Origin of the sequence: Granulimonas faecalis (assembly GCF_022834715.1) — a bacterium.
Classification (GTDB): domain Bacteria; phylum Actinomycetota; class Coriobacteriia; order Coriobacteriales; family Atopobiaceae; genus Granulimonas; species Granulimonas faecalis.
Genome location: NZ_BQKC01000002.1, coordinates 1 through 21,199 on the forward strand (window position 1 = coordinate 1; position 21,199 = coordinate 21,199).

The 21,199-nt window shown below is 72.1% G+C and carries 11 protein-coding genes; all 11 read right to left on the bottom strand.

The genetic code is table 11. The features are described from left to right. Positions 1–3,696: hypothetical protein (locus OR600_RS09215; protein WP_265591070.1), on the bottom strand; the 3,696-nt coding region annotated here is incomplete at its 3' end. An 18-nt stretch (positions 3,697–3,714) separates the two neighbouring features. Further along, positions 3,715–4,080 carry a LysM peptidoglycan-binding domain-containing protein gene (locus OR600_RS09220; RefSeq protein WP_135978497.1) on the bottom strand — a complete coding sequence of 122 codons (366 nt, stop codon included), beginning with the start codon at positions 4,078–4,080 and terminating at the stop codon, positions 3,715–3,717. 23 nt (positions 4,081–4,103) lie between these two features. Further along, positions 4,104–8,279, bottom strand: coding sequence for a type IV secretory system conjugative DNA transfer family protein (locus tag OR600_RS09225; RefSeq protein WP_265591071.1), 4,176 nt, complete (start codon positions 8,277–8,279; stop codon positions 4,104–4,106). A gap of 12 nt (positions 8,280–8,291) precedes the next feature. Next, positions 8,292–10,445: a hypothetical protein gene (locus tag OR600_RS09230; RefSeq protein ID WP_265591072.1), complete on the bottom strand. Its 2,154-nt coding sequence runs from the start codon at positions 10,443–10,445 to the stop codon at positions 8,292–8,294. Between the two features lie 164 nt (positions 10,446–10,609). Beyond that, the gene (locus tag OR600_RS09235) at positions 10,610–11,203 is read right to left on the bottom strand and encodes a hypothetical protein (protein ID WP_265591073.1); all 594 of its coding nucleotides are present in this window, start codon (positions 11,201–11,203) and stop codon (positions 10,610–10,612) included. Between the two features lies 1 nt (position 11,204). Continuing rightward, complete coding sequence (locus tag OR600_RS09240; protein WP_135978501.1) at positions 11,205–11,978, bottom strand: hypothetical protein; 774 nt, start codon at positions 11,976–11,978, stop codon at positions 11,205–11,207. Positions 11,979–11,992: 14 nt separating this feature from the next. Continuing rightward, positions 11,993–12,481, bottom strand: coding sequence for a hypothetical protein (locus tag OR600_RS09245; RefSeq protein WP_135978502.1), 489 nt, complete (start codon positions 12,479–12,481; stop codon positions 11,993–11,995). A gap of 14 nt (positions 12,482–12,495) precedes the next feature. Further along, entirely contained in the window at positions 12,496–14,832 is a 2,337-nt protein-coding gene (locus OR600_RS09250; protein ID WP_265591074.1) for a phage tail tip lysozyme, read from the bottom strand. A 470-nt stretch (positions 14,833–15,302) separates the two neighbouring features. After that, positions 15,303–16,598, bottom strand: coding sequence for a hypothetical protein (locus tag OR600_RS09255; RefSeq protein ID WP_265591075.1), 1,296 nt, complete (start codon positions 16,596–16,598; stop codon positions 15,303–15,305). A 69-nt stretch (positions 16,599–16,667) separates the two neighbouring features. Beyond that, entirely contained in the window at positions 16,668–17,093 is a 426-nt protein-coding gene (locus tag OR600_RS09260) for a hypothetical protein (RefSeq protein ID WP_265591076.1), read from the bottom strand. A gap of 71 nt (positions 17,094–17,164) precedes the next feature. Beyond that, positions 17,165–21,193, bottom strand: coding sequence for a hypothetical protein (locus tag OR600_RS09265; protein WP_265591077.1), 4,029 nt, complete (start codon positions 21,191–21,193; stop codon positions 17,165–17,167). Positions 21,194–21,199: the final 6 nt, after the last annotated feature.

The following is a 21,199-nucleotide window of genomic DNA, read 5'->3' on the forward strand; positions in this document are numbered from 1 at the left end:
GGACGGGTCGCGCTCCAGGCGGGCGGCGTGGGCCGCCCCCATGGCGCTGACGAGGCACTCGCGGGCGTACTGACGCCTCGCGCCGGTGACCGACGCCCCCACGACCACGGAGAGGGCCCCGTCGGCCGACGGCCCGAACCCGAGCTCAACCACGTGATCGGAGCCGTCGAATAGCGCCTCCACCTTCGCCCGGGCGTCCTCCTCGTCCAGGACGCGTGCGCCCCGCTCGGTGACGAAGGCCCCGTCGGGGCCGACCAGGGAGACGGCCTCGGGGAGCTCCGCCCTTCCCATGACCACCGGGGCCTCGGGGATGACGAGGTCGGCCGGGTGGTCCATCATCTCGGCGAGGGTACCCCCGTTCAGGCGCGACAGGTTGGACCACCCCGAGGCCACCATGTCCAGGTGGGGGTTGGCGGCGAACAGCCTCACGGCGGCGGCCTGGGCGTAGCCGAGGCGCCCGATGTCGGCGGCGGGGTCGGCGACGAAGCTGATGACGCCCTTGTTGCCCGACTTGTCGCAGAGCTTGTCGCCGGCCATGAGGGGGCGCTCGCCACCGCGGCCGTCGGGGACCGGGTGGGCGGCGGCCCAGGCGGCGGACACCACGTAGGCGTCCTCCATGGTGAGCCCTCCGAGGCACATCTGGGCGACGCAGGCGGTCTGGTCGGCCCAGATGGCTACGCGGTTGTTGGACAGCGTCATGCCGGCGCGGTCCGCGGGGTTGTTGGCCCTGGTGTAGGAGTGGCACCCCTTGGCCGTGAGGGGGCCGAAGACCTCGACCTGGTCGGCGGGCACGGGGTGGCCGTCGGAGGCGATGGACACCCCCTCGCCCAGGACCTGGACCACGCCCTGCTTGGTGCTGGTGTAGACGAGGTCGAGGGCGTCGAACATGTGGTCGTGGCCCGCGGTGCGGACGCACCGGCGCCCGGTGAGGTCGAGCCCGTCCGCCATGCGGTCCGCCCTCCAGCGGCGCCTGCCGTCGATGGTCTTGCAGGCGTCCTCCGCAGCGAACAGGGCGTCGACGCCGGCGGCGTCGGCGAGGGCCGTCGGGAACCGCACGGACCGGGCGTAGCGTCGGACGAGGGCGTCGACGTCGTGGCCGTGGTCACCCATGGCCTCGAGGCCGCCCTCCTCCCACTTCTCCTCCTCCATGGCCCGCCAGACCCGGTTGAGGGCCGTCTCCCCGTGGACCGGGGCGCAGGCGGCGCCGGCCTTGCGGGCCGAGGCCCGCCCGTCGGTCCTGCCCACGACCTGTGAGGCGACCTCCCGGGCGACGGCGTCGGCGAGCCTGCGGGCGGGGTCGCGGACCTCGATGCGGTCCTCCTTTTTCCCCGTGGCCTTGCCGGACTCGACGTAGCGCCCGGCCATGGAGGGGACAAACTCGTGGTTCTCCCTGCCGAGGAACGTCGTGGTGGCCACGCCGCGCCCGTCCACATCGAAGACCTGGCCGAGATAGCCGGTGAACCGGGCCGCCGGGGTCCCGGGAAGTGTCCCCTCGTAGCGCATGACCCCGCGCCCGTCCACGGCGCAGGCGGTGTCGGTGAGGCCCAGGGAGGCCAGGGCCCCGAGGGCGGCCGCCGAGGCGGCGCGGGCCATGGGCCTGTCGTCGCCGAGCTCGGAGGAGTCCGTGGCGCTCGCCCCGTCGAAGGCCACCATGGCCTCGAGGTCCCTGCCGAAGGTGCCCTCGGCCCCGAAGACCTGGTCGACGGAGAGGGCCGCCTGGCGCATGAGGCAGTCCACCTTGTGGCCGCAGGTGATCGCCCCGTCCACGGAGGGGCAGAAGGCGGAGATCCTGCGGGGGGCGACGCGCAGGGCGCCGTCGACCTCCCCGCCGCACATGGAGCGTGCCCAATCCCCGGCGGCGCGGACGGCCTCGGCGGCGCGGGCCGCGGCGGTGGGAGCCAGGCCCCCGTCCACCGGGACGCCGTCCACCCCGTCGGACCTCCCGGAGAGGTAGTCCAGGAGCTGGCGCTGGAAGGAGGCGACCTCGCGGTCGACGTCGAGGGGGACCGCCGACGGGTCCGCCCCACCGGCCACCGCGGCGGCGAGGCTCATGGGAGACACCCGGTCCGCCATGGACCGTGCGGCCTCGTCGGCCATCCACGCGAGCTCCCGGCGTGCCGTCTCGGCGTCCACGTTCTCCACGGACCAACCCTGGCCCCTGCCCGGCGACTCCACCTTCATGCCGTCGGACACCGTGTCGACCGGGACCACGCACAGGCGCAGGCCCCGGCTCCTGTCGCTGCGGCCGGGCCGCAGCGACACCGAGTTCGCCCGGGTCGTGCCTGAGAGGCGCGCCTGCCTTTGCCCGGAACCGTCGAAAAGGCCCGGGCCCGTGGGCCGGCCGAGGGCATCCGCAGCCTCGGCGGGACGGCCGAGGAAGACCCTGGCCACGTTCCTGGCGTCCACGGGGCAGACGTCCGGGGAGGCCGCCATGGTGCGGACCTCGCCGGAGGCGTTGAGGCCGGCCCCCGTGTCCTCGACGACGCGCCAGGCGGCGGTGCCGTCGTAGATGTTCACCACGTCGCCGGCACAGTCGGCCTCGTCGAGGACCGCCCTCACGGCCTCGGGGGCCGAGCGGGGGGCGCCGTAGCCCGTGGCCAGGCACCGCACGTGGCACGAGGCACCGCCGTCGAAGGAGCAGGTGGCCTCGACCCTGAGGAAGTCGCCGCGGCCGGCGGCCCGACCCCCCAGGGCCGGGTCCACGGCGACCTCGGCCCCGGCCCCATAGAGCTCGTCCAGGCAGGCGGCGCCCACCGCCGCCGCCTGGCGGCTCCGGGAGAGACCGGCGCCGAGGCAGGCGGCCAGCGCGTCCTCCGAAGGCCTGCCCCCGATGGCCTCGGAGAGGGTCTTGGACACGCGTCGGGCCCAGGAGGCGAGGCCGCCGCGCTGGAAGACGGCGAAGCGCCCCCGCCTGCCCGTGGTGCCTCCCCGGTAGTCTCCGAACACCGACCGGTACCCGGCGACCCTCTCGGTGAGGTCGGCCCAGGTGCCGTGGTCGCAGTAGCGCGCCAGGGTCGTGAGGCCGCACTCGTCGGCCGGGGTGATGAGGCAGAAGAACGGGTCCTGGCCCCCCGCACGCCTGGAACGGGTCCGTGACTCCCGGCGCCCCTCGTCGCCCTTCGCCGCCGCGAGGGCGGCGGCGTCGGGGTCGAACGTGGCGGCCCCCTCGCGCATGGCCCGGGGCCCGAAGGCGCCCCGGGAGAGCGCGGGGACGAAGTAGATGGGGTCCACCCCCGCCTCGCAGACGGAGACCTCCCCCTCGCAGAGGGCGGGGTCGAGGGGCGAGAGCCTCATGACGCCCCCCTCGTAGGCGGTCGACGGGACCTCCGGGGCCCCGTCGAGGGTCCAGCCCCTCGCCTCGCACTCCGCCACCGCCGCCTCCATGAAGGATGCGAGGCCGTCCCTGTCGGCCGGGGAGACCACCGGGTGGCCGCCGGGTCCCGCCGTGTAGCCGGCCCTGCGCGCCGCGGCTTCCCTGACCGACAGGCAGGCCGCGGAAAGCGGCCTCTGACCGTCGGCGTCCCTGGCGGAGCGGACGATGTCGAGCACCGTCGCCTCGGCCATGAGACGCAGGGCGAGGGGGTCGTTGGGGTCCGCCATGCGGGACGCGACGTCCTGGATGTCGTCAGAGGCTCCACCCTTGTAGACGTTCGATGCCGCGTAGGCGTTCTGGCCGAGGCCTTTACCGAGGGCCATGAGGTCCTCCCTTCGATGTCAGCGGTCCGCAGGGACCTGGATGTAGGTGCCGGCGAAGATGATGTCGGGGTCCGTGATCTGGGGGTTCGCGTCGCAGAGGGACCCCATGGGGACGCCCTCCTCGATGGCGATGCCGTAGAGGGTGTCGCCCACCTCTACCAGGCGGCGCCTGGCCGGCCTCGGCTCCCGGTCGTCCGGGCCCGCCGCGGCGGAGACTTGCGCCTCCGCGACGGGGAGCTGGCGGGAGAGCCTCCTGGCGGTCACGGCGGAGCCCGCCACGAGGCCCAGGAGGAGGCAGACGATGAGGGCGACGGCGAACGCCGCAGACAGGGTCTTGGGCACGGGCGCCGCGACGCCGCCGGTCAGGGTTTCGGTCCGGTCCATGGAACTCCTTCCGTCGGGACGCCCTAGGCGTCCTCGCAGTCCTCGTACTCGACGTCGAACGGGTCCTGCCCGTCCTCCTCCAGCGAGTCGTAGCCGAGGACCTGGGGCCTCGCCACCTCGCAGTAGTGCTTGAAGACGCCCTCGAGCCGCCCCCGGGCGGCGCCGGTGGGCGCGTTCGGCCCGCAGAGCCAGCGGATGGCGTCGTCGGTGACCTCGTAGAGGTCGAAGGCCTCGTGCATCTGGCGCTCCAGGTCGTCGGCGGCGAGCTCGGCGGTGTCGGTGGGGTTCCGTCGCCGCTCGAGGACGACCGTGCCCTCGACGCTCACCTCGCGCCCGGACTCCTGGGCTCCGAGGGCCTTCCTGACATCCCTGTGGTCGAGGGTCGCGGCGAGGGCGCACAGGAGGTCCCCGTCGATGTCCGGCCGGACGCCTCCGGGACCGTCGGGCCCAAGGACCACGAGGTGGGACGCCTTGAGGTCGTGCTCCCCGTCGACGGCGATCACGACCTTGGCGTCGAAGGCCGCGTGGATCTCGTTGGCCTCCCGCTCGCTGGTCTCGTACTCCACGTCGTCGTAGCGGTTCCTGGAGTAGTGGGGCAGGTCCCTGCCGGCGCCCCGGAGCTCTTCGCGGCGCTCCTCCACGAGGTGCTCGGCGATCTGGAGCACGTCCCGGGAGACCTTGTCGCGGTCGCGGTCGAGGGCGTTCTTGTACTCCACGACGTCGAGGCCCATATAGGCGCAGTAGGCCTTGACGGCCTCGTCCATGTGGGAGGCGAGCCACAGGACCCGGTCGAACTCGTCGTAGAAGTCGGGTGTGGCCTCGTCGAGGCTGAAGTCGTTGGGTCCCGAGGAGCTCGGCAGGGTGAAGGCCGTGTAGCGGCGATGCGGGTCGCTGATCTTCATCTGGCGGGACATGTGGTCCGGCGGCATCATGGTGTCCAGCTTGTTGAAGATGGGGTAGCCGCCGCGGTCGAGCACCAGGCACTGGCCCCTGGTCATCGTCCTCAGGGCGTTCACGGAGATGACGTTGGCCTCGACCACCGACTTCTGCAGGCTGAACTCGTTTTTGACCTGTCCGCCGAGCTTGGCGGGGTTGTGGTCCTCCGTGGCGCTCGTGGGGCGCACCACGTGCTTGACGCCGGTGCGCTCGCTCATCTCCTTGAGGAACTCGTTGTCCTTGGACCCCATGAGGATCTCCACGAGGGCGTTGGACTCGATGGTGTCGCTCTCGCCGCTGTAGACCGACTTGAGCTGCTCCTTGGTCTGGAAGACCATGGTGAACCCCTGACGCTGGGCGAGGCCGAGGGAGAACTTCGTCGCGAGCTCGGGGATGCCGTTGGTGCCGCTCTTCAGGTTTCCGGCCTCGTCGAGGATGTAGAGGGTGGCCACCTGGGGCTTCTGGGTCGCCTTCCTGACATAGGCCTCGGAGACGTTGGCGTCGAACTGCTGGTGCAGGTAGATGAGCAGGATGGGCAGGTAGTGCGTCTTGGTGAGGTCGGTCATGAAGAACACGGCCTTGGGCCGCTCGCAGTAGGACACGCGGGTCTCGGAGACGCGGGGCACGTCGATGACGGTGACGCCGGCGGGGATCTTCTGGCGGGTGCCGAAGAAGCCCTCCCTCTCGTCGGCGGCGATCCGCTCCTTGACCCGGTCCCAGTGCCTCACGGCCATGGCGCAGTCGAAGGCCTCGGCGCGGTGCATGGAGCGCCCCTCGGCGAGCAGGCGGCGCCCGGAGGCGTCCTCGACCATGGTCATCTCGGTGAGCTGGCCGCCCTCGGCCACACGCTCGTCGGTGAACAGCGTCCGCACGTAGATCCTGCCGCCGTTGCGGGTCCGCCAACCCTTGGTGAAGCGGAAGTAGACGGGCTCGGCCACCTCCTGCATGCGGTTGCCGTCGAAGATGCGGCAGCGGATGTAGGCGGGCCCGTCGGGCATGATCCCCTCCCACACGTAGGAGACCCAGCCGTTGGAGTCCACCTCCTCCTCGTGCTCGTACTCCGGGCCCATGGGCTCGGTGAGCCCGCGGTCCCGGAAGGCCTCGAAACGGCAGAGCCGGCCGCGGATGTGGCGGCGCCGGGCATAGCCGCTCTCGAAGCGGAAGGAGATGCGCCTGGGGAAGCTGAAGGAGTAGATGTCGAGGTTCTGGCTCTTCCTGCCGGACGTGATGCGGGCGAGGTTCTCGTCCTTGAACTGCGACATCTGGGTCGAGGCCACGCCGTAGATCGAGGCGATGGTCTTCTCGCTGTCCTTCATGGACGAGATGGAGGCGTTCGCGAAGCCGACCTGCTCCCTGACCTTGTTCTGGGGGAAGGACAGGAGCGCGTTGCAGTACACGGACATCATGTCCAGGGACTCATGGCCGTTCCAGAACCTGGAGGCCGGGTCGTTCTCGGCGGCCGCCTCGGTCTCCGCCGCCGTGCGACGCAGGCGCACGACCTCGTCCTCGACGGCAGGGTCGCAGGGAAGCCCCGTCTCCTCGGTACGCTCGGCGGCCTCCTCCTCGAGCCTCTGGGCCTTGGCCCTCATGGACTTGGCGATCTCCTTGTAGGCGTTGGCCGGGTTCTGGACCTGGCTTCCGGCCATGGCGCGGAAGAACTGGTAGATGTTGCGGAACGACAGCGCCCCCCAGTTCTCGTCGATGAGGGTCTCGGCCCTGGAGGCACCGATCTCACCCCGGGCCTCGCTGGCCCGGATGCGGTCATCCGTGCGGTTCACGATGTCCACGAGCATCCACGCGCACATCTGGTAGCAGTTGGACGCGGCGTCGTTCCAGAAGGTGTCGTCGCCTTTCCCCTTGGGGAAGAAGCACTGGGTGATGCGCTCCATGGTCGAGCTCGCCTGGCCGCCCTTGCCGTCGGCCATGAACTCGGCGCAGATCTGGAGGCAGTTGATGACGTTGGAGTGCATCTCGTTGAAGAAGTTGAACTGGCGGATGTCGTAGCCGCTGTGCTCCAGGGAGGCGTAGAGCGAGGTGACGATCTCGCCCTTCATGTCGGCGACGATGAGGTTGGGCTTCTTCTCCTGGCGGCGCACGACGTCCAGGAACGGCAGGATGTAGTTCTGGGTCTTGCCCGTGCGCGTCGAGGCGACGATCATGACGTGGTTGTCCTCGGTGGAGACGCGGTAGGCCCCGGCGGGTCGCTGGGGCTCCTCGGGGTCCATGACCCACTTGGCGTTGATCTCGTCGGCAAGGGTCCCTCCCCCGAGCACCTCCACCTCGGTGGGGTCGAGGATGCGGCGGACCGACCGGTCCACCCCCGACCCGTCCAGGGCCCTCCTGACGGTCCTGGTCAAGAAGTTGTCCGGCAGGCCGTCGACGGCCTCGGCGAGCCTGCTTCTCACGGCGGTGCCCCCGACGGCGTGCCTGTCGAAGATGCGCCCGGCCATGGGCTCGTCGATCATGGGCACGCGCTCGGTGGCGATTCGCCCCTCCTCGTCCTCCACGACCATGCCGGCGACGATGTCGCGGTCGGGGTCGTCCCCTTTGTGGCGCTTGGCCACCTCCACCTTCTTGAGGCCGGAGTTCGACAGGAAGCTGTGGCTGATGAGGGCCGAGCACTCGTAGGGGACGCTGGCGCCGGCGTCGGGGGCCCAGTGGTAGATGCCGTCGAGCTCCTTGGGCGTCAGCTGGTGCATGTCCTCCTCGTTGTCGTTGAGGAGGAAGTCCGAGGTGGCCCCGGCCCAGGCGGACGACAGGCGCAGGTGGCAGACGGCCGCGTAGGTGCCGACGGCCGCCACGACGGAGAAGGCCGCTATGGCGACGGGCTGGATACCGTCGCCGTCCCTGGGCACCCGGGCCTCGGCCACGGCATCGGAGTGCCATGCGGGCTCGGGGACCTCGGACGGGTCGCCGTAGGGGCCGGACACCACCTGCTGGGCGGGGTCGATCTCGTAATACTCGTAGACCAGCCCATCGCCCATGGTGTTCCCGATGTAGTCCGGGACCTCGAGGACACGGCCCTGCACGGCGGACTCGGCGACCGCCGAGGAGGCGAAGGTCCCGATGACCGCGGCGACCACGAGGGCCGCCACGGCCCAGAGCAGGGCCTCGGTGCGCGAGGCGTCGGCGTTGGCCCCGGCGCTGTTGCGCTCGGCCCTCCGCAGGTCCTGGTTGGAGACGTGGTCGAGCTGGGCGAGGTCGTTCTTCGACCGGTTCTCGACGAGGTCGCGCTCCACGGCCTCGAGCCTGTCCCTGGCCATAGCCCTCCCCCCTTACGAGATGGCGCCCACGACGGCGAAGACCGCCATGAACAGCACGATGCAGACGACGATGGTGGCCGCCACGGCCCAGAGGGTGCGCCTGAGCGACGCCTCCCTGAGCTCCTCGAGCTGGCGGGAGTTGCGGTCCAGCTGGTCGCGGTAGGTGGCCGCCTGGGCCTCGGCGTTCTCCCGGAGCTCCCGGGCGGCGCGCTCGGAGTCCTCGCGCAGGGCCGCCTGGCGCTCCTCAAGGCGGCGGATCTGGCCGTCGCGCTCCTCCACCATGGTCTTGTAACGGGCGGTCTCGGCCTCGGCCGCCTGGCGGGCCGAGGCGACGAGGCCGTCGGCCTGGCTCTTGCCGTCCTCGATGGCATGGGTGGAGCGGCGCCGCTCCTCGGCGATGGCCCGCTGGGACTCCTCCTTGATGCGGACGACCTCGCCCTGGAGCAGGTTGTGCTCGGCGGCGAGCTTGTCGTAGGGGCGGGCCTCCTCGATCTTCTCGGCCACGGCCTCGATGGCGTTGAGGCGCAGGCGGTCGATGCGGCCCGAGCTCTTGCGCCACACCGCCACCATGGCGTCGGTCGCCTGCTGGCGGGCCACGGTCATGCCGGCGTCGAGCTCCATGCGGAAGACCTCCTTGGCCTCCGCGTCGAGCTTGAGCCTGTCGTCGGCGTCGGCGACCTCGGCCCGGGCGCGGATGCTCTCGACCACGGAGTCGAAGTTCTTCGCGAACTCGGCGTCCCACTCGAGCTCCGCGACGCGGGTGCGCGACGCCACGAAGGCCGCGCGGTCCTTGCGGGCCTTCTCGAGCTGGGCCTCCACCTCCTCCGTGGCCTTGTCGTGGCGCTCCCTGGCCCTGACGTCCAGGTCGCGCCGGCCCTCCTCGATGAAGGACTCTCGGCGCTCCTTGGCCCTGGCCACGGCGTCGTCGGCGAGCTGGCGCAGGGTGTTCCAGTAGACGAGGCGCGCCTCGGCCTGCTGGTTCTCGCTGAGGCCCACGAGCTCGCGGTCGAAGTAGCGCACCAGGGGCGCCACGTAGCCGGCGGAGGGGCGGTCGAGGTCGATGGGGATGGCGAGTTCGGTGGAGGACCCGGGCCCGCCGCCCAGGACGGAGGAGAGCACGGCCTCGGCCTCGCCGGGAGAGATCGACACCGAGTAGGTGCCGTCGCCCACGAGCATCACCGCGACGTCCTCCCCCTTGGGCACCTCGACGGAGGTCCCGTCGTCGGCCAGCTCGTAGACCCCCTCGGCAGACCCTCCCCCAGGGTTCGCGGGGGTGTCCGCGGGGGCGTCCTCGTAGTCCCCGAAGGGGTTTCCGAGGTCGTCGTCGACGGGCTCGTAGGCGTCGGGGGCGACGTCCGCGTAGGGTCCCGGGATGTCGCCGTAGGGGTCCTCCCCGGCGGGGGGCTGGCCGAAGGCCCCGGGGAGGGCCGCCATGGCCACCGTGGAGCCGTCCGCGAGCGGGTCCCCGAAGGCGCCGTCTGGGTCCTCCCAGGCGCCTGCGTAGGGGTCCTCCCCGCCGAAGGGGTCGTAGTCGCCCTCATCGAGGTCCTCCCAGGCGTCGACCCGGGAGGTGGGACCGGCGGGCGCCTCCGCAGGGTCCTTGGCCGGGACGTCCGGGGCCGGTTTCGACGGGGCCTCCGCCGGCGGGGTCTGGGGGCTGCGGCCGAAGGCCGCGACCAGCATGGGCTCCGCCGAGTCGTTGGCACGGACGTGCTCGGCGACGTCCTTCAGGGAGACCCCCGTCCGGGCCCGCTCCACCACCTTGCCCGAACCGTCCATGAGGGCGAGGTTCAGGGTGGCCCCGGCACGGCCGCCGGAGAAATAGGGCTGGTCGCTCATGACCTCGAGGGACAGCCGCGTGGGACAGAGAAGGAACCGCCCCTGGCCGAGGAGCTCGGGGGTGACCACCGACACGATGGCCCCGGTCTCCACGTCCGCCTGGAGCGACCCCCAGACGGTGTCGTTGCTGGAGGCGCGGCCCTTGAAACCCATGGCCTCCGCGTCGCACTCGATGACGAGGTAGCGCCTCTCCCCCTCGGGGGAGGACGTCGTCAGGGCGGGCTCCTCGTCCATGGTCTCGCAGACGACGGCCACGTTGCTCTCGGGCAGGTAGTAGGCGAGGTCGTCCCGACCGGCCTTCCTACCGCGCTTCTTACCAAAGGCCATGGAAAGGCCCCCTTTCGTGTCTCGGGCGCACCGCCCGACGGACGCATCTGACACGAATGCTAGGGGGCTCCACGGGAACCGTTTCGGTCACGGATTTCTATCAGGCCGTCTACCTGCGGTTATATGGGACAGCCCGCAAATTCGGTGACGAACAGGACGACCCCTCAGCCCAAGGGGGTGATGGTGAGCTCCTCCACACGCCCCTCGGAGGCTGTCCCGGTGACCCTGGCCTCGACGGCCACGGCGGCTTCGGCCGTGCCGGTCACCATGGCCCGGTTCCTGAAGCGCAGGTGGGCCACGGCGACGATCCGCTCCGGGTCGCCCTCGACCTCGCCCATCTCCACGGACCCGAGGGAGAGGGTCCCGCCTTGGTAGCCGGCCCCCTCCCCCGTCCCCTCGGGCATGAACTCGGTCAGGGCCTGGGAGTCGGCGGGCACGCCGTAGCGTTCCTGGAGGTCCTGCCTCACCCGAGCCACGTCGCCGTAGTCGGAGGTGGAGAAGCAGGTCTCGAGGCACTCTTTCAGCAGGTCCCGGCGCCAGGAGCCGTCCCCGTCCCCCTCGGGGACGGCGGCGGCGGTCCCGGCGCCCTCCTCCGCTCCGGCCGCGGCCGAGGCTGCGGTCGGCGCCTCCGCGGGACCCCCGTCGTCCGACGGAGCAGCGGTGAGGACCGCGCCCCAGAGCAGGGCCGCGCACAGGCAGACGGCCCCTGCGGCCACCATGGCCGCGGCCCTGCCCCTCCCCATGGTCGGGACCCTCATGTCACTCACCGCTCCCCTCATCGTCGTCCCCCTTCCCGAGGATCCGGTCGTAGACGCCGGCATCCTCCATCATCCGGGCCCTGGCCGCCCCATTCTGCTCCCGGGCCTCGTCGGTGACGCGGTCCAGGTCCCTCCTGGACTGCTCGTCGTACCCGTCGGGCTCGCCGAGGCCGGGGTAGGCGTCCCGCACCGGGTCGTAGTCGCCGTCGAGCATGTCGTCGGTGGCCTGGGCCCAGAAAAGATCCGCCTCGGTGAAGCCCTCCCGCTCGGCGTCGTAGACGGCCACGACCGTGGAGTGGGCCCTCCCCGTCGCCGCCTTGCGGGCGAAGAAGACCACGCCCACCTCCCCGTCCCCGGCGCCTTCCGGGGCGAAGAGGGCGAACGGGACCTCGAGCCCGCCTTCGACGCCGTCGGAAGCCCCCCAGTTGACGCGGAGCTGCGAGGCGGCGGCGTCGGCCACGAGCCTGTCGACGGCCTCCATCCTCTCGGCCTCGCCCATGGTGGTCTGGGCGAGGACCACGGCGCGGGCGGCCTCTGCGGCCCGGTCGCGGTCCCAGTCCCCCATGGCGCCTTCCTCTCCCTGGGGCGTCTCGCCCTGGACCGTCCCGGCCTGGGCTCCCTCCGCCCGGGCCGCCTGGCCGCCCGCGGCGGGCCGTCCCAGGCAGAGGACGAGGACCGCCACGGCGGACGCGACCATGGCCGCCGTGGCGACGACGCACGCGACGGTCGCGGCCGGCCCCAGCCGCCCGGACCCCTCCTTCGGATTCCTGCTCATCTCGGTGCCTCCCCTCAGTACTTCACGGAACACGAGAAACCGGCGCCGCGCTCCCAGACCACCTCGAAGGAGACCCGGGACCCATCCGAGGCCTCGCCCGAGAACGACCAGACCCACGGGCCGTCGGCGCCCTCCTCCGGGCGGTCCACGAGGGAGCCGTCGACAGGGTCGATGGCGGGCACCGACGACGCCTCGGCCCAGAGCCTCACGGCCTCCCTGAGGTCGTCGGCCGAGGTCCCCTCGGGGAGCTCGTCGCCGACGGGGAGCCCGTCTGCGGAGAACGGCTCCCCCGTCGGGTCGGGGAGCTCCTCGACCGGGGCCGCCCCCGCCACCGGGCGCACGTCGGCCGCCCGCTCCAGGGCGGACGCCTCGACGTACCTGAGGGCGGCCAGGGCCAGACAGACCGCCCCGATGACGAACAGGGCCGCAGCGGCCGAGCGCCGGCGCCCCGCCGCGTCCTGCCGCGCCCCCGGGCCGGTCGGGCCCACTCCCAATCTGTCCATGGGTCTCCCCTTCCTCAACCTATGGAGCGGGTGGTGGCGAAGCCCCACCTCGGGGTCTGGGTCGCCCCGTAGTAACCCACCCACTGCAGGATGTTCGTGGTGTCGATGGTCCCGGTGTTGTGCATGACGAGGCCGTCCCCGACATAGACCCCCACGTGGCCGTAGACCGACCCGGCGGCGGTGTGGGGGTGGCTCGGCACGGCCACGATCATGCCCACCTTGAGCTCGTCGAGGTTCGTGCTCGTGCACCACCGGGCGTACTGGTCGCAGGCGTTGCCCGAGACATAGCCGAGGCCGGCGGCCTGGTAGACCTGGGAGACCCACATGGCGCAGTAGCCGGCCCCGGGGGACGGGACCGAGCGGGCCGCGTCCACGATGCGCCTCTGGGCCTGGCTCGCCCCGGCCAGGGCCTGCCCGTCGGTGCCCCCCGAGACATCCTCCCCCGCACCCCCGTTGTCCGGGGCTACGCAGCGGTAGGCCTCGTATGAGCGCGCGTCGGACAGCAGGGACGCCGTGGACGCGGCGGCCGGCGAGTAGGTGTTGAGCGACGCCTGGACCATATCGAAGGCCGGGTCGACCCCGTCGATGGAGGACAGCAGGCCGCCGCCGGTGAACACGGCGGTGTGGCCGCAGCCCATGTCGTGGCCGTCGGCGGCCGTCTTGTCGGCGATGAGCACGTCCCCCGGCCTCAGGAGACCCACCTTGTCGGCCCCGTCGAAGTCGCAGACCTTCTCCCACTTGGAGGAGGAGCGCAGGTACGGGAGCTGGTTGGCCGTGGTGTCGGCCAGGGGGTAGTCGAGGTCGGCGCCGCTCGTGCGGACGGCGGTAGCCACGGCTATGCCGCAGTCCTTGTAATTCGCGCCTGGGCCATGCACCTCGTCGTGGGCCCGCCTGTAGGCCTCGGTGCCGTCGTTGTATGCCCGCTCCTTCGAGGGCCACGCCCAGGAGGCCGCGGCCCGGGCGATGGAGGCCGCCCCCTTGCCGAGGTCCTTCCCCTGGGGGGTGCAGCGCTCCACGGCGGGGTTGTCACGCACGGCGGACGCGACGCTCGACGCGGCCGCGTCCTGGCCCATGGAGGAGACGATGGAGGTGTAGAAGCCCTGGGCCTCCGTGGACATGGACCTGGGCTGGGCGCCGGCGATGGCGGGCAGCCAGCGGTCGGCTGCCTCGAGGCGAACGTCGCCGCGGTTGCCCATGGTCTGGCCGTGGAAGACGTCGACGTAACGGGATACGCACTCGGCCACGGTCTTGCCCTCGCACCAGGAGGCGTAGTCGGCCAGGAACTCGGTGCCGTTGGCGAACCCTCCCCTGCCCGTGGTCTCGTTGTTGCCGTAGGCGAGCCAGTAGGCGATCTGGAAGTCCCTGTCCCACCAATCGGCGCCTGCGGCCTGGGCGCGGCTGTAGAGGCGGTAGGCCTGACCCCCGGTCCAGCTGCAGAACCCCAGGGCCGGCCAGTAGTTGCCGTCGGCCTCGCTCAGGTAGGCGTCCCGGTTGATGGACAGGCCCGACGACGCGTAGCTGGCGAAAAGCCCGCGGGTGTAGACATCGATGTCGGACAGGGCCCCCGTCTTCTTGGGGCCGGGCGCACCCCACTCGTCGTAGATGCCCTCGACCTGGGAGAAGTCGAACCCACACTCCGCCGCCACATTGCCGACGATGCCGGCGATGGCGTTGTCCGAGAGCCCCTGGCCCTTGAGGATGCCCGCCAGCTCGTCGACGATCTCGCGGTAGGCCTCCTCGCCCTCGACCACGACGTCCTCGTCCCCGGTGACGCTGTCCTGGGCGGCCCTGTTCGCCGCGACGTCGGCCACGAGGGCGCACGGGTCCCCGTCGTCTGCCTGCTGGGGGGAGAAAACCGCCACGGAGCCGACCACCGCGACGCAGGCGACGGTGGCCCCGACCACGGCCCCCGAGGCGCCGAGGCCGGAGAGGAACGCCCCGATGGAGGTGAACAGTCCGACCACGGCGCCGGCGACCGACTGCACGAGGCCCACGACGCCGCCCGAGACGAGGTTCTGGACCGCCACCACCGCCGTGGACAGGAGCGACACGAAGGTCTTCTTCACCGTGGACGCCACCTGCATGAGGACGAGGGTCGGCGCGGCGGCCCCGACACCGCCCTCGGCAGCCTTTCCCGCGACCTTCCTGGCGACGTCCCTGACGCGGCCCTCGACGCCCCCCTCGGCAGGGGCCCCTTCGGGGCCGTCGTGGGATGTCCCCAAGGCGGCCTCGGCCCGCCCGTTTCCGGAGACGCCCTCGTCGGACGTCCCGTCGGGCGTCCCCTCGCCATGGGCGCCATGGGCGTCCGGGACGTCCCCGTCCGCAGGGGTCCTGCCGGCGTCGGCCGCCAAGGCCTGCGCCGGGGCCTCCCCCCTAGGGTCCCCGGGGAGGTCCCCGGGAGTCCCTGCGTGCCCCTCTGTCGCAGGGCCCGGAACGGTGCGCCCGTCGTCGGCGACCCCAGGGCCTGCCATGGGCATATCGACGGGACGCCCTGCAGGTTCCGCCCCATTGCCGACCTTCAGGGACCCGCCCAAGGGGGCCTCTGCCTGGGGCCCTTGGACAGGGGGAGCCGCCACACGGCCCCGGCCGTGGCCCGGCGCCATGTCCTGGAATGCCCGCTGAGCAGGCGGCGGGCAGCACGCCTCGCCCGAGGGTCCCCCGGGCACGGGCCGGGTGCCTTCCGGGACGGCCGCCACGGACCCCACCCGGAAAGGCCTGGCCGCGGGCTTTGCCGGCTCCTTCGCAGGGACCGGCTCCGGGGCGGCCCTCCTCACCTGCCCCTGGGACCTCTCGGGGCGGCCCTGCACGGGACCCCGGTCGTCTACGCGACCCATAGCTGGTCCTCGGTGGACGACACCTTGAAGGCGCAGGCGACGTCGGCCTCCGCCTCGAGGTCGACGAGGTTCGCCAGGGAGTCCAGGTAGGTCTTCCTGACCCCGACGTAGTTCGCCCAGGCTTGCTCCAGGTCGGCCTTGGCCTGCTCGGCCCTCTGGGCGGCGGTGCGGGCGAGGCCGGCCGTGTCGAAGGGCTTCCCGTCGAGGGTCCACGAGACGTCGGCGAACGTCGCCGCCAGGGCGTCCTTCTCGGAGGCCTCGATGGCGGCCGCCAGGGCCTCGGCCCCCGACGACCCCGCCTTGCAGGTGGCGGCGTAGGACCCACCTTGGGAGATCGCGGTGTCCGCCCAGGCGATGTCCGTGCCGCCGTCGTCGTCGGCGCGGGAGAGCGTCTGGGCGTCGAGGTCGACGGAGTCGGACTCGACGACCGCGACGGTAGATCCCCCGGTGTGGCCGACGCCGGCGTTGGCGGCGCGGGTCTCATACTCGTCGATGCGGGCCCTGGCCTGGGCGAGGTCGGCCAAGGCGCGGCCGCAGTCGCCCCTCAGGGCCTCCTCGTCGGCCGACGCCGCCTGGCCGCGGTAGAGGGCGTCGACGTCGACCGTCTCCCCCTCCATGTAGCGGGTCAGGTCGACGGCGCCCGCGGCCACGGGGTTCACGTCGACACGCAGCACGTTGCCGCCGTCGAAGCCCGCCTCCGGGTCGGCGGCCACGGTGGGGGCCACCTCTTCCGCCTGGCCGGAGCCCCCGGTGATCCGGGCCTTCGACTCGAGGCGGACCGCCAGCACCTCGTTGGGGAACGGGGTGTCGTCCACGGAGTCCATGACAACGAGGCAGTAGCCCGTGTCGGAGAAGAACGTGATCCTGCCCACGGGCACGCAGAGCGGCTCGTCGCTGTTGCCGGGGACGTCGGACCGGCCGAGCACGATGCGCCACTGGGCCGGGTCGAGGGAGACCTGGCCCGGGGAGTCGAAACGCAGGAGGACGAAGGCATGGCGGCCGGTCCGGTCTGAGCCGCACGAGACGACGCTGCCCGAGGCCCCCGACCCGCTCATGACGAAGGTCGGGGTGTAGACGGCCTGCTCGGCGAGGACCACCTTCTGGGAGTCCACGTAGTAGAAGGCCGAGACGACGACGATGGCCGCCATGGCGACGGCGAGCACCGAGGTCTCGAGGATGAAGCGCTCCATGCGGGCGTGGGGGCCGAGGATGCCGGTGACCGCCCTCGCCACCCGCTCGACGGGGGCCGGCACGGGGCGTCTGGCCGCTGACTTCGTGGTCACTGTGTCTCTCCTTGGTGGGTGTGCGGAAGGTGGCGCCCCCGCCGTGGCGGGGGCGCCGTTGGCCGGGCCCTAGGCGAACATCACCCAGGCCCAGGTGCGGACGGCCTCGGCCTGGGCGGCGAGGTCGACGGCACCGGACCCGGCGAGGCCGGTCGAGCCCTTGAGGTTGGGGTTGATGGAGATGCCGGAGGAGGTGGAGTTGCCCCACTTGACGAGGGTGTCCTGGCCGCCGCGGGAGATCTCCGCGAACATCACGTAGCCTCCGAAGAGGCACACGCCGGCGAAGATGCCGCCGGCGACGACCATCGACCACTTGACCGGCGGCGGGCCGCCGTGGCCGTGGGAGCTGGCCCAGACGTTGCGGGAGATGGAGACGATGGCCCAGAGCAGGATGACCGCACCGACGAGCAGGACGGCCCTCTGGGCGTTTTCGGTGAACCAGTTGAGGCCGGACTCCAGCATGCTGCCGAGGTCCCAAGCACAGAGGTTGCTCATGGCCCCCCCTTTCATAGACGGATGACTTGCCGATCGCGGACGGCCCGGCGGCCCTCGGCCCGCGGCGCCCATCAGGAGCCCCCTTCCCTCGAGGCGGCGGATGCGGCCGCCCCCAGACGCGACTCGCCGATGGCCTGGGCCACGGAAAGCGCCCGCTCCATGGCCTCGGGATGGGCGAAGAGGTAGGCCTTGGCCGCCCGGGAGCCGGCGTCGTCGGCGGCGACCGCGCCGGCGGCGTAGTCGTCGTGCAGGTCCCTCACCACGGAGGGCAGGTCGAGGAGCGCCTGACGGGTGGCGGGGTCGGCCGCCGCCGCGGCGGCGGCGGCCCCCTGGCCGCCGGCCCTCAGGGACGAGGCGACCGACTGGACCAGGCCGTCGGTCTCCTGGAGCGAGCGGGCGGCCCTGGCGAGACGGCAGGCCCCGTCCGGGTCGCAGGAGCGCAGCATGCGCTCGAGCCTCTCCTTGGACCCCTTGGTCCTGGTCCCGGCGGGACCGCTGAGGTCGCGCCTCAGCCTCACCGCGGCGTCCCGCGCCTCCCTGTGGGCGGTGGCCGCCTGGAGGTGGCGCCCGTAGGCGGCACGGTCCCTGGCGTCGGTGCCGGCCTCGGCGGCCGCCCTGGCGACGCCTCCCGCCGCGGCCGCGAGGCCGGAGCCGGCACCGGTGCCGGTGCGGGGGCCTGCCCCGTACTGGTCGCTGTGGAGCCTCGGGACCCGCGCGGGCTCGCCCGTGGACTGGGAGACGAGGGCGGCCTTCTGGAGCCTGATGAGGTCGTCGACCTGCTCCCTCTGGGTGACCTGGTCGACCTGGGCCCGGTTCCCGAGGTGGTGGCCGAGCCTCTCGGCGCCGCCGACCGCCTTGGCGGCCGCATCCGCCAAGGGGGCCATCCTGCGGGCCGCCGCGGTGGGGGGCTCGGAGAGCGAGCCCTTGTGCCTCTGGTCGTAGGCGCCGTCGATGCGGTCGTCCACGGCGGACCAGGGCTTGGACGGGGCGGCGGCCCCCGGCGCGGCGTCTTCGGCACCCGGGGCCTCGGGGGCGCCGATAGCGTCCGCGAGGGCGCGGTCCCGTGCCGATGCGGCCCTCGACGCCTCGCGGGCGGCGACCATGGAGGAGAGGCCCGGTCCGTCCGATGGGGCCGACGCGGCATCCTCGATGCCGTCGACCGCGGCGGAGGCGGCGGTCGCAGACCCGTGGCGGTCCCGGTCGTCGCCGACGAGACCGGCGGCGGCCCCGGGGACGGGTGCCCCGCCCGACGCCGTGACCCCGTCCGGGGAGGTGCCGGCCGTCCCGGGAGCACCGGGCACACCCGGCGCGTCTGCGGGTCGGCCCGCGGCCACCGCGGCCGCGGACGTCCCGTCGGCGGCACCGTCGACCCGGACACCATCGGCGGGCGCCTCCCCGATGCCTTCCGAGGGTGCAGAGCCGTCGGCGCCGGACAGCTCGCCGTCGCCGCCCTCGTAGGCGTCCGGGGGGAGGTAGTCGTCCGGGGCGTCGTCAAAGGACCCCCCGTCGGGGTCTCCGCCGCCGTAGACGGCTTCCACGGCGTCGTCGCAGGTCTCGGCCCCGGCGGCGTCCGCCGCCCGGGCGATGTCGGCATCGGTCGGCTCGCCGCCGCGGTCCTGGGGCCCCTCGGCGGAGCTCCCGGGGGCGTCGGCCGGTCCCCCCTCGCTGCCGTCCTGGACGTCTCCGGCGGGACCGCCTTCGGCGGTGTCCGTGTCGCGGTCGGCGTCCCAGGCACCCGGGGGCGCCTGCTCGCCCTGGGGCCCCTTGTCGTGGGCCCCCTTCCCACCCAAGGCGTCCATGGCCGAGGAGAGGGCCCCGGCGCCGAGGGGGGCCGCCTTGTTGATGGCGTCGCCCATCTCGTGGCCGGCGCCCTGGCCGTCCTTGCCCTCGGACGCGGTGTCGAAGACGCGGTCCACCGTACGGCCGACCATCTCATCGAAGGCGCCCACAAGGCCCTTCCGGGCCTTGACGACGACGACCACGACCAAGATGTTAACGGCGACCATCAGCAGGTTGAACACGGACCCGAACACCGACGCGGTGCCGGCGATGGGGGTGCGGGAGACGACGTTGCCGACGACCTGGGGCACGGCCGTGGAGATGGAGACGACCATGTCCACCAAGACCGTGTAGACGGCCACCGAGAGAAGGATCTCCACGACCACGAGGAAGACGCCGGTCACGAGCTTGGCGGCGCCGGCCAGGGAGCCCATGACCGCCACGGGGACCTGGACGACCGTCATGAAGAGGCGCTTCAGCGCGGTGAAGATCATGGAGATGCCGTAGAACCACCCCACGACCCCCATGGCCACGAGGAGCGACACCGCCTTGGCCCAGTTGACCGCCTTCACAAGGAAGTTCCCGCCGGCGAGGTTGGCGCTGTTGTGGCTCTTGACGGTCATCGAGCTCAGGAGCTTGCCGGAGCCGTAGGTCTTGATATCGGATTCCTCGAAGGACGTGGTGAGGTAGTTGTAGGTGGAGAGGCTCGAGAGTCCGCGCGACCCCTCCGGGCAGGAGCCGCCGGAAAAGACGATCATCGCCCCGCGGTAGCCGACCCGCCCGTACTCCTCGTCGGGGGCGGTCTGCCCGGAGAGCGCCGCCCTGAGGGCGGTGGGACTGCCGTCGTGCATGGCGGACAGGGCGGAGTAGCCCGAGTCCGCGCCGTCACCGATCTCGGCGTCGAACTCGTCGGCGTCCTCGTCGGGGTGGAAGTAGCTGTTCCCGGTGGTCTTGACCAGGTTGGACACCTGGGCGACGTCGTTGATCTTCTCGTAGAGCTCGGTTCGGGCCGCCGCCGAGAGGCGGGCCTTGTACGAGCTCTCGAAGCTAGATGCCGCGTAGAGGGAGTTGTTGGTGTAGCGGTCCAGGAGGTCGGCCGCATAGGCGCTCTTGGTGACCGAGCCCGAGGCGTCGGTGAGGCCGGCGTTGACGCCCTGGTCGGCGTCGCCCGACACCTCCTGGACCCGGCGGCCCCACTTGTCGTTGATCGCCTTGACGATGCCGTCATAGACCACCTCGGCGTTCCCGGAGGGGCCCGAGACCCGGGTGACCTGCCCGGGGCCCTTGTCGGAGCACGAGACCTCGACCGAGTAGCCCTCGGGCAGGGCCAGCCCGCCGTTGGACGACCATCCCTCGAAGTCGACGAGGGTCTGCATGACGACGTTGTCCTGTTGGGTCGAGCCGCCCGCCCCGCTCTCGCCGAGGTTGTCGGCGATGCCGTCGAGGATCCCCGTGTAGGCGAAGGCGAGGAGGGGGACGCCCAGGAGGATGAAGGCGACCCTCCTCACCCAGCGGCCGGCCCTCGGGCGGTCGAACCTCCGGCGCATGATCGACGAGGCCCCGAGGAAGACCAGGCCGAGGACGAGGAGGGCGAAGCCGTAGCGGTAGGCGATGTCGTAGTAGCCGGAGACGACGAAGCGAACCGGCTGCAGGATGCCACCGACCTCCTCGCTGCCGATCGATGCGGCGAGGTCGGCCTTCGAGGCCGAGGTCCCCCGCACCGGGCCGACCATGTCGCCCGTCGAGGAACCTGCGGTCTGCCCCATGAAGGCGCTCATGTAGTCGGAGTCGGTGAAGAGGGTGAACGGGTTCAGGAAGCGGAGGAACTCGACGGCGGCCCCCATGACCGAGTCCGCGGAGTCGGCGAAGAAGTAGGCGAAACGCATCAGGTTGCCCGAAACGGCCCGGACGGCGGTGCCGATGGGGTCGGCGGAGCCCTTCACCTCGTCGAGGCCGAGGGAGGAGAGGGCGTGGCCGTAGGCGGTGTAGGCGTAGAGGGCCTGGGACCCGTCGTTCTGGAAGGTCTCGTAATGGATCTGCTGCTCGCCCGTGGAGACCTTCGCGATGATGCCGACGATGCCCTCGGCCTCGTCGGAGAAGCCCACGAGGCCGCCCGCCTGGACCATGTTGGAGGCGTCGTCCATGGCCTCGTCGTCCACGAACTGACTCACGGTCTTGCCGTCGGAGTCGCTCGTGGTCTGGCTGAGGGAGTAGTAGGAGGAGGTGGCGCTCGCCAGGCGGTAGAAGGAGAGGTCCTTCTCGTCGTCCGCCAAGGCCAGGCCGGCCCCCGCCAGCAACAGGCACATCGCGGCCACGGCCATGACCGC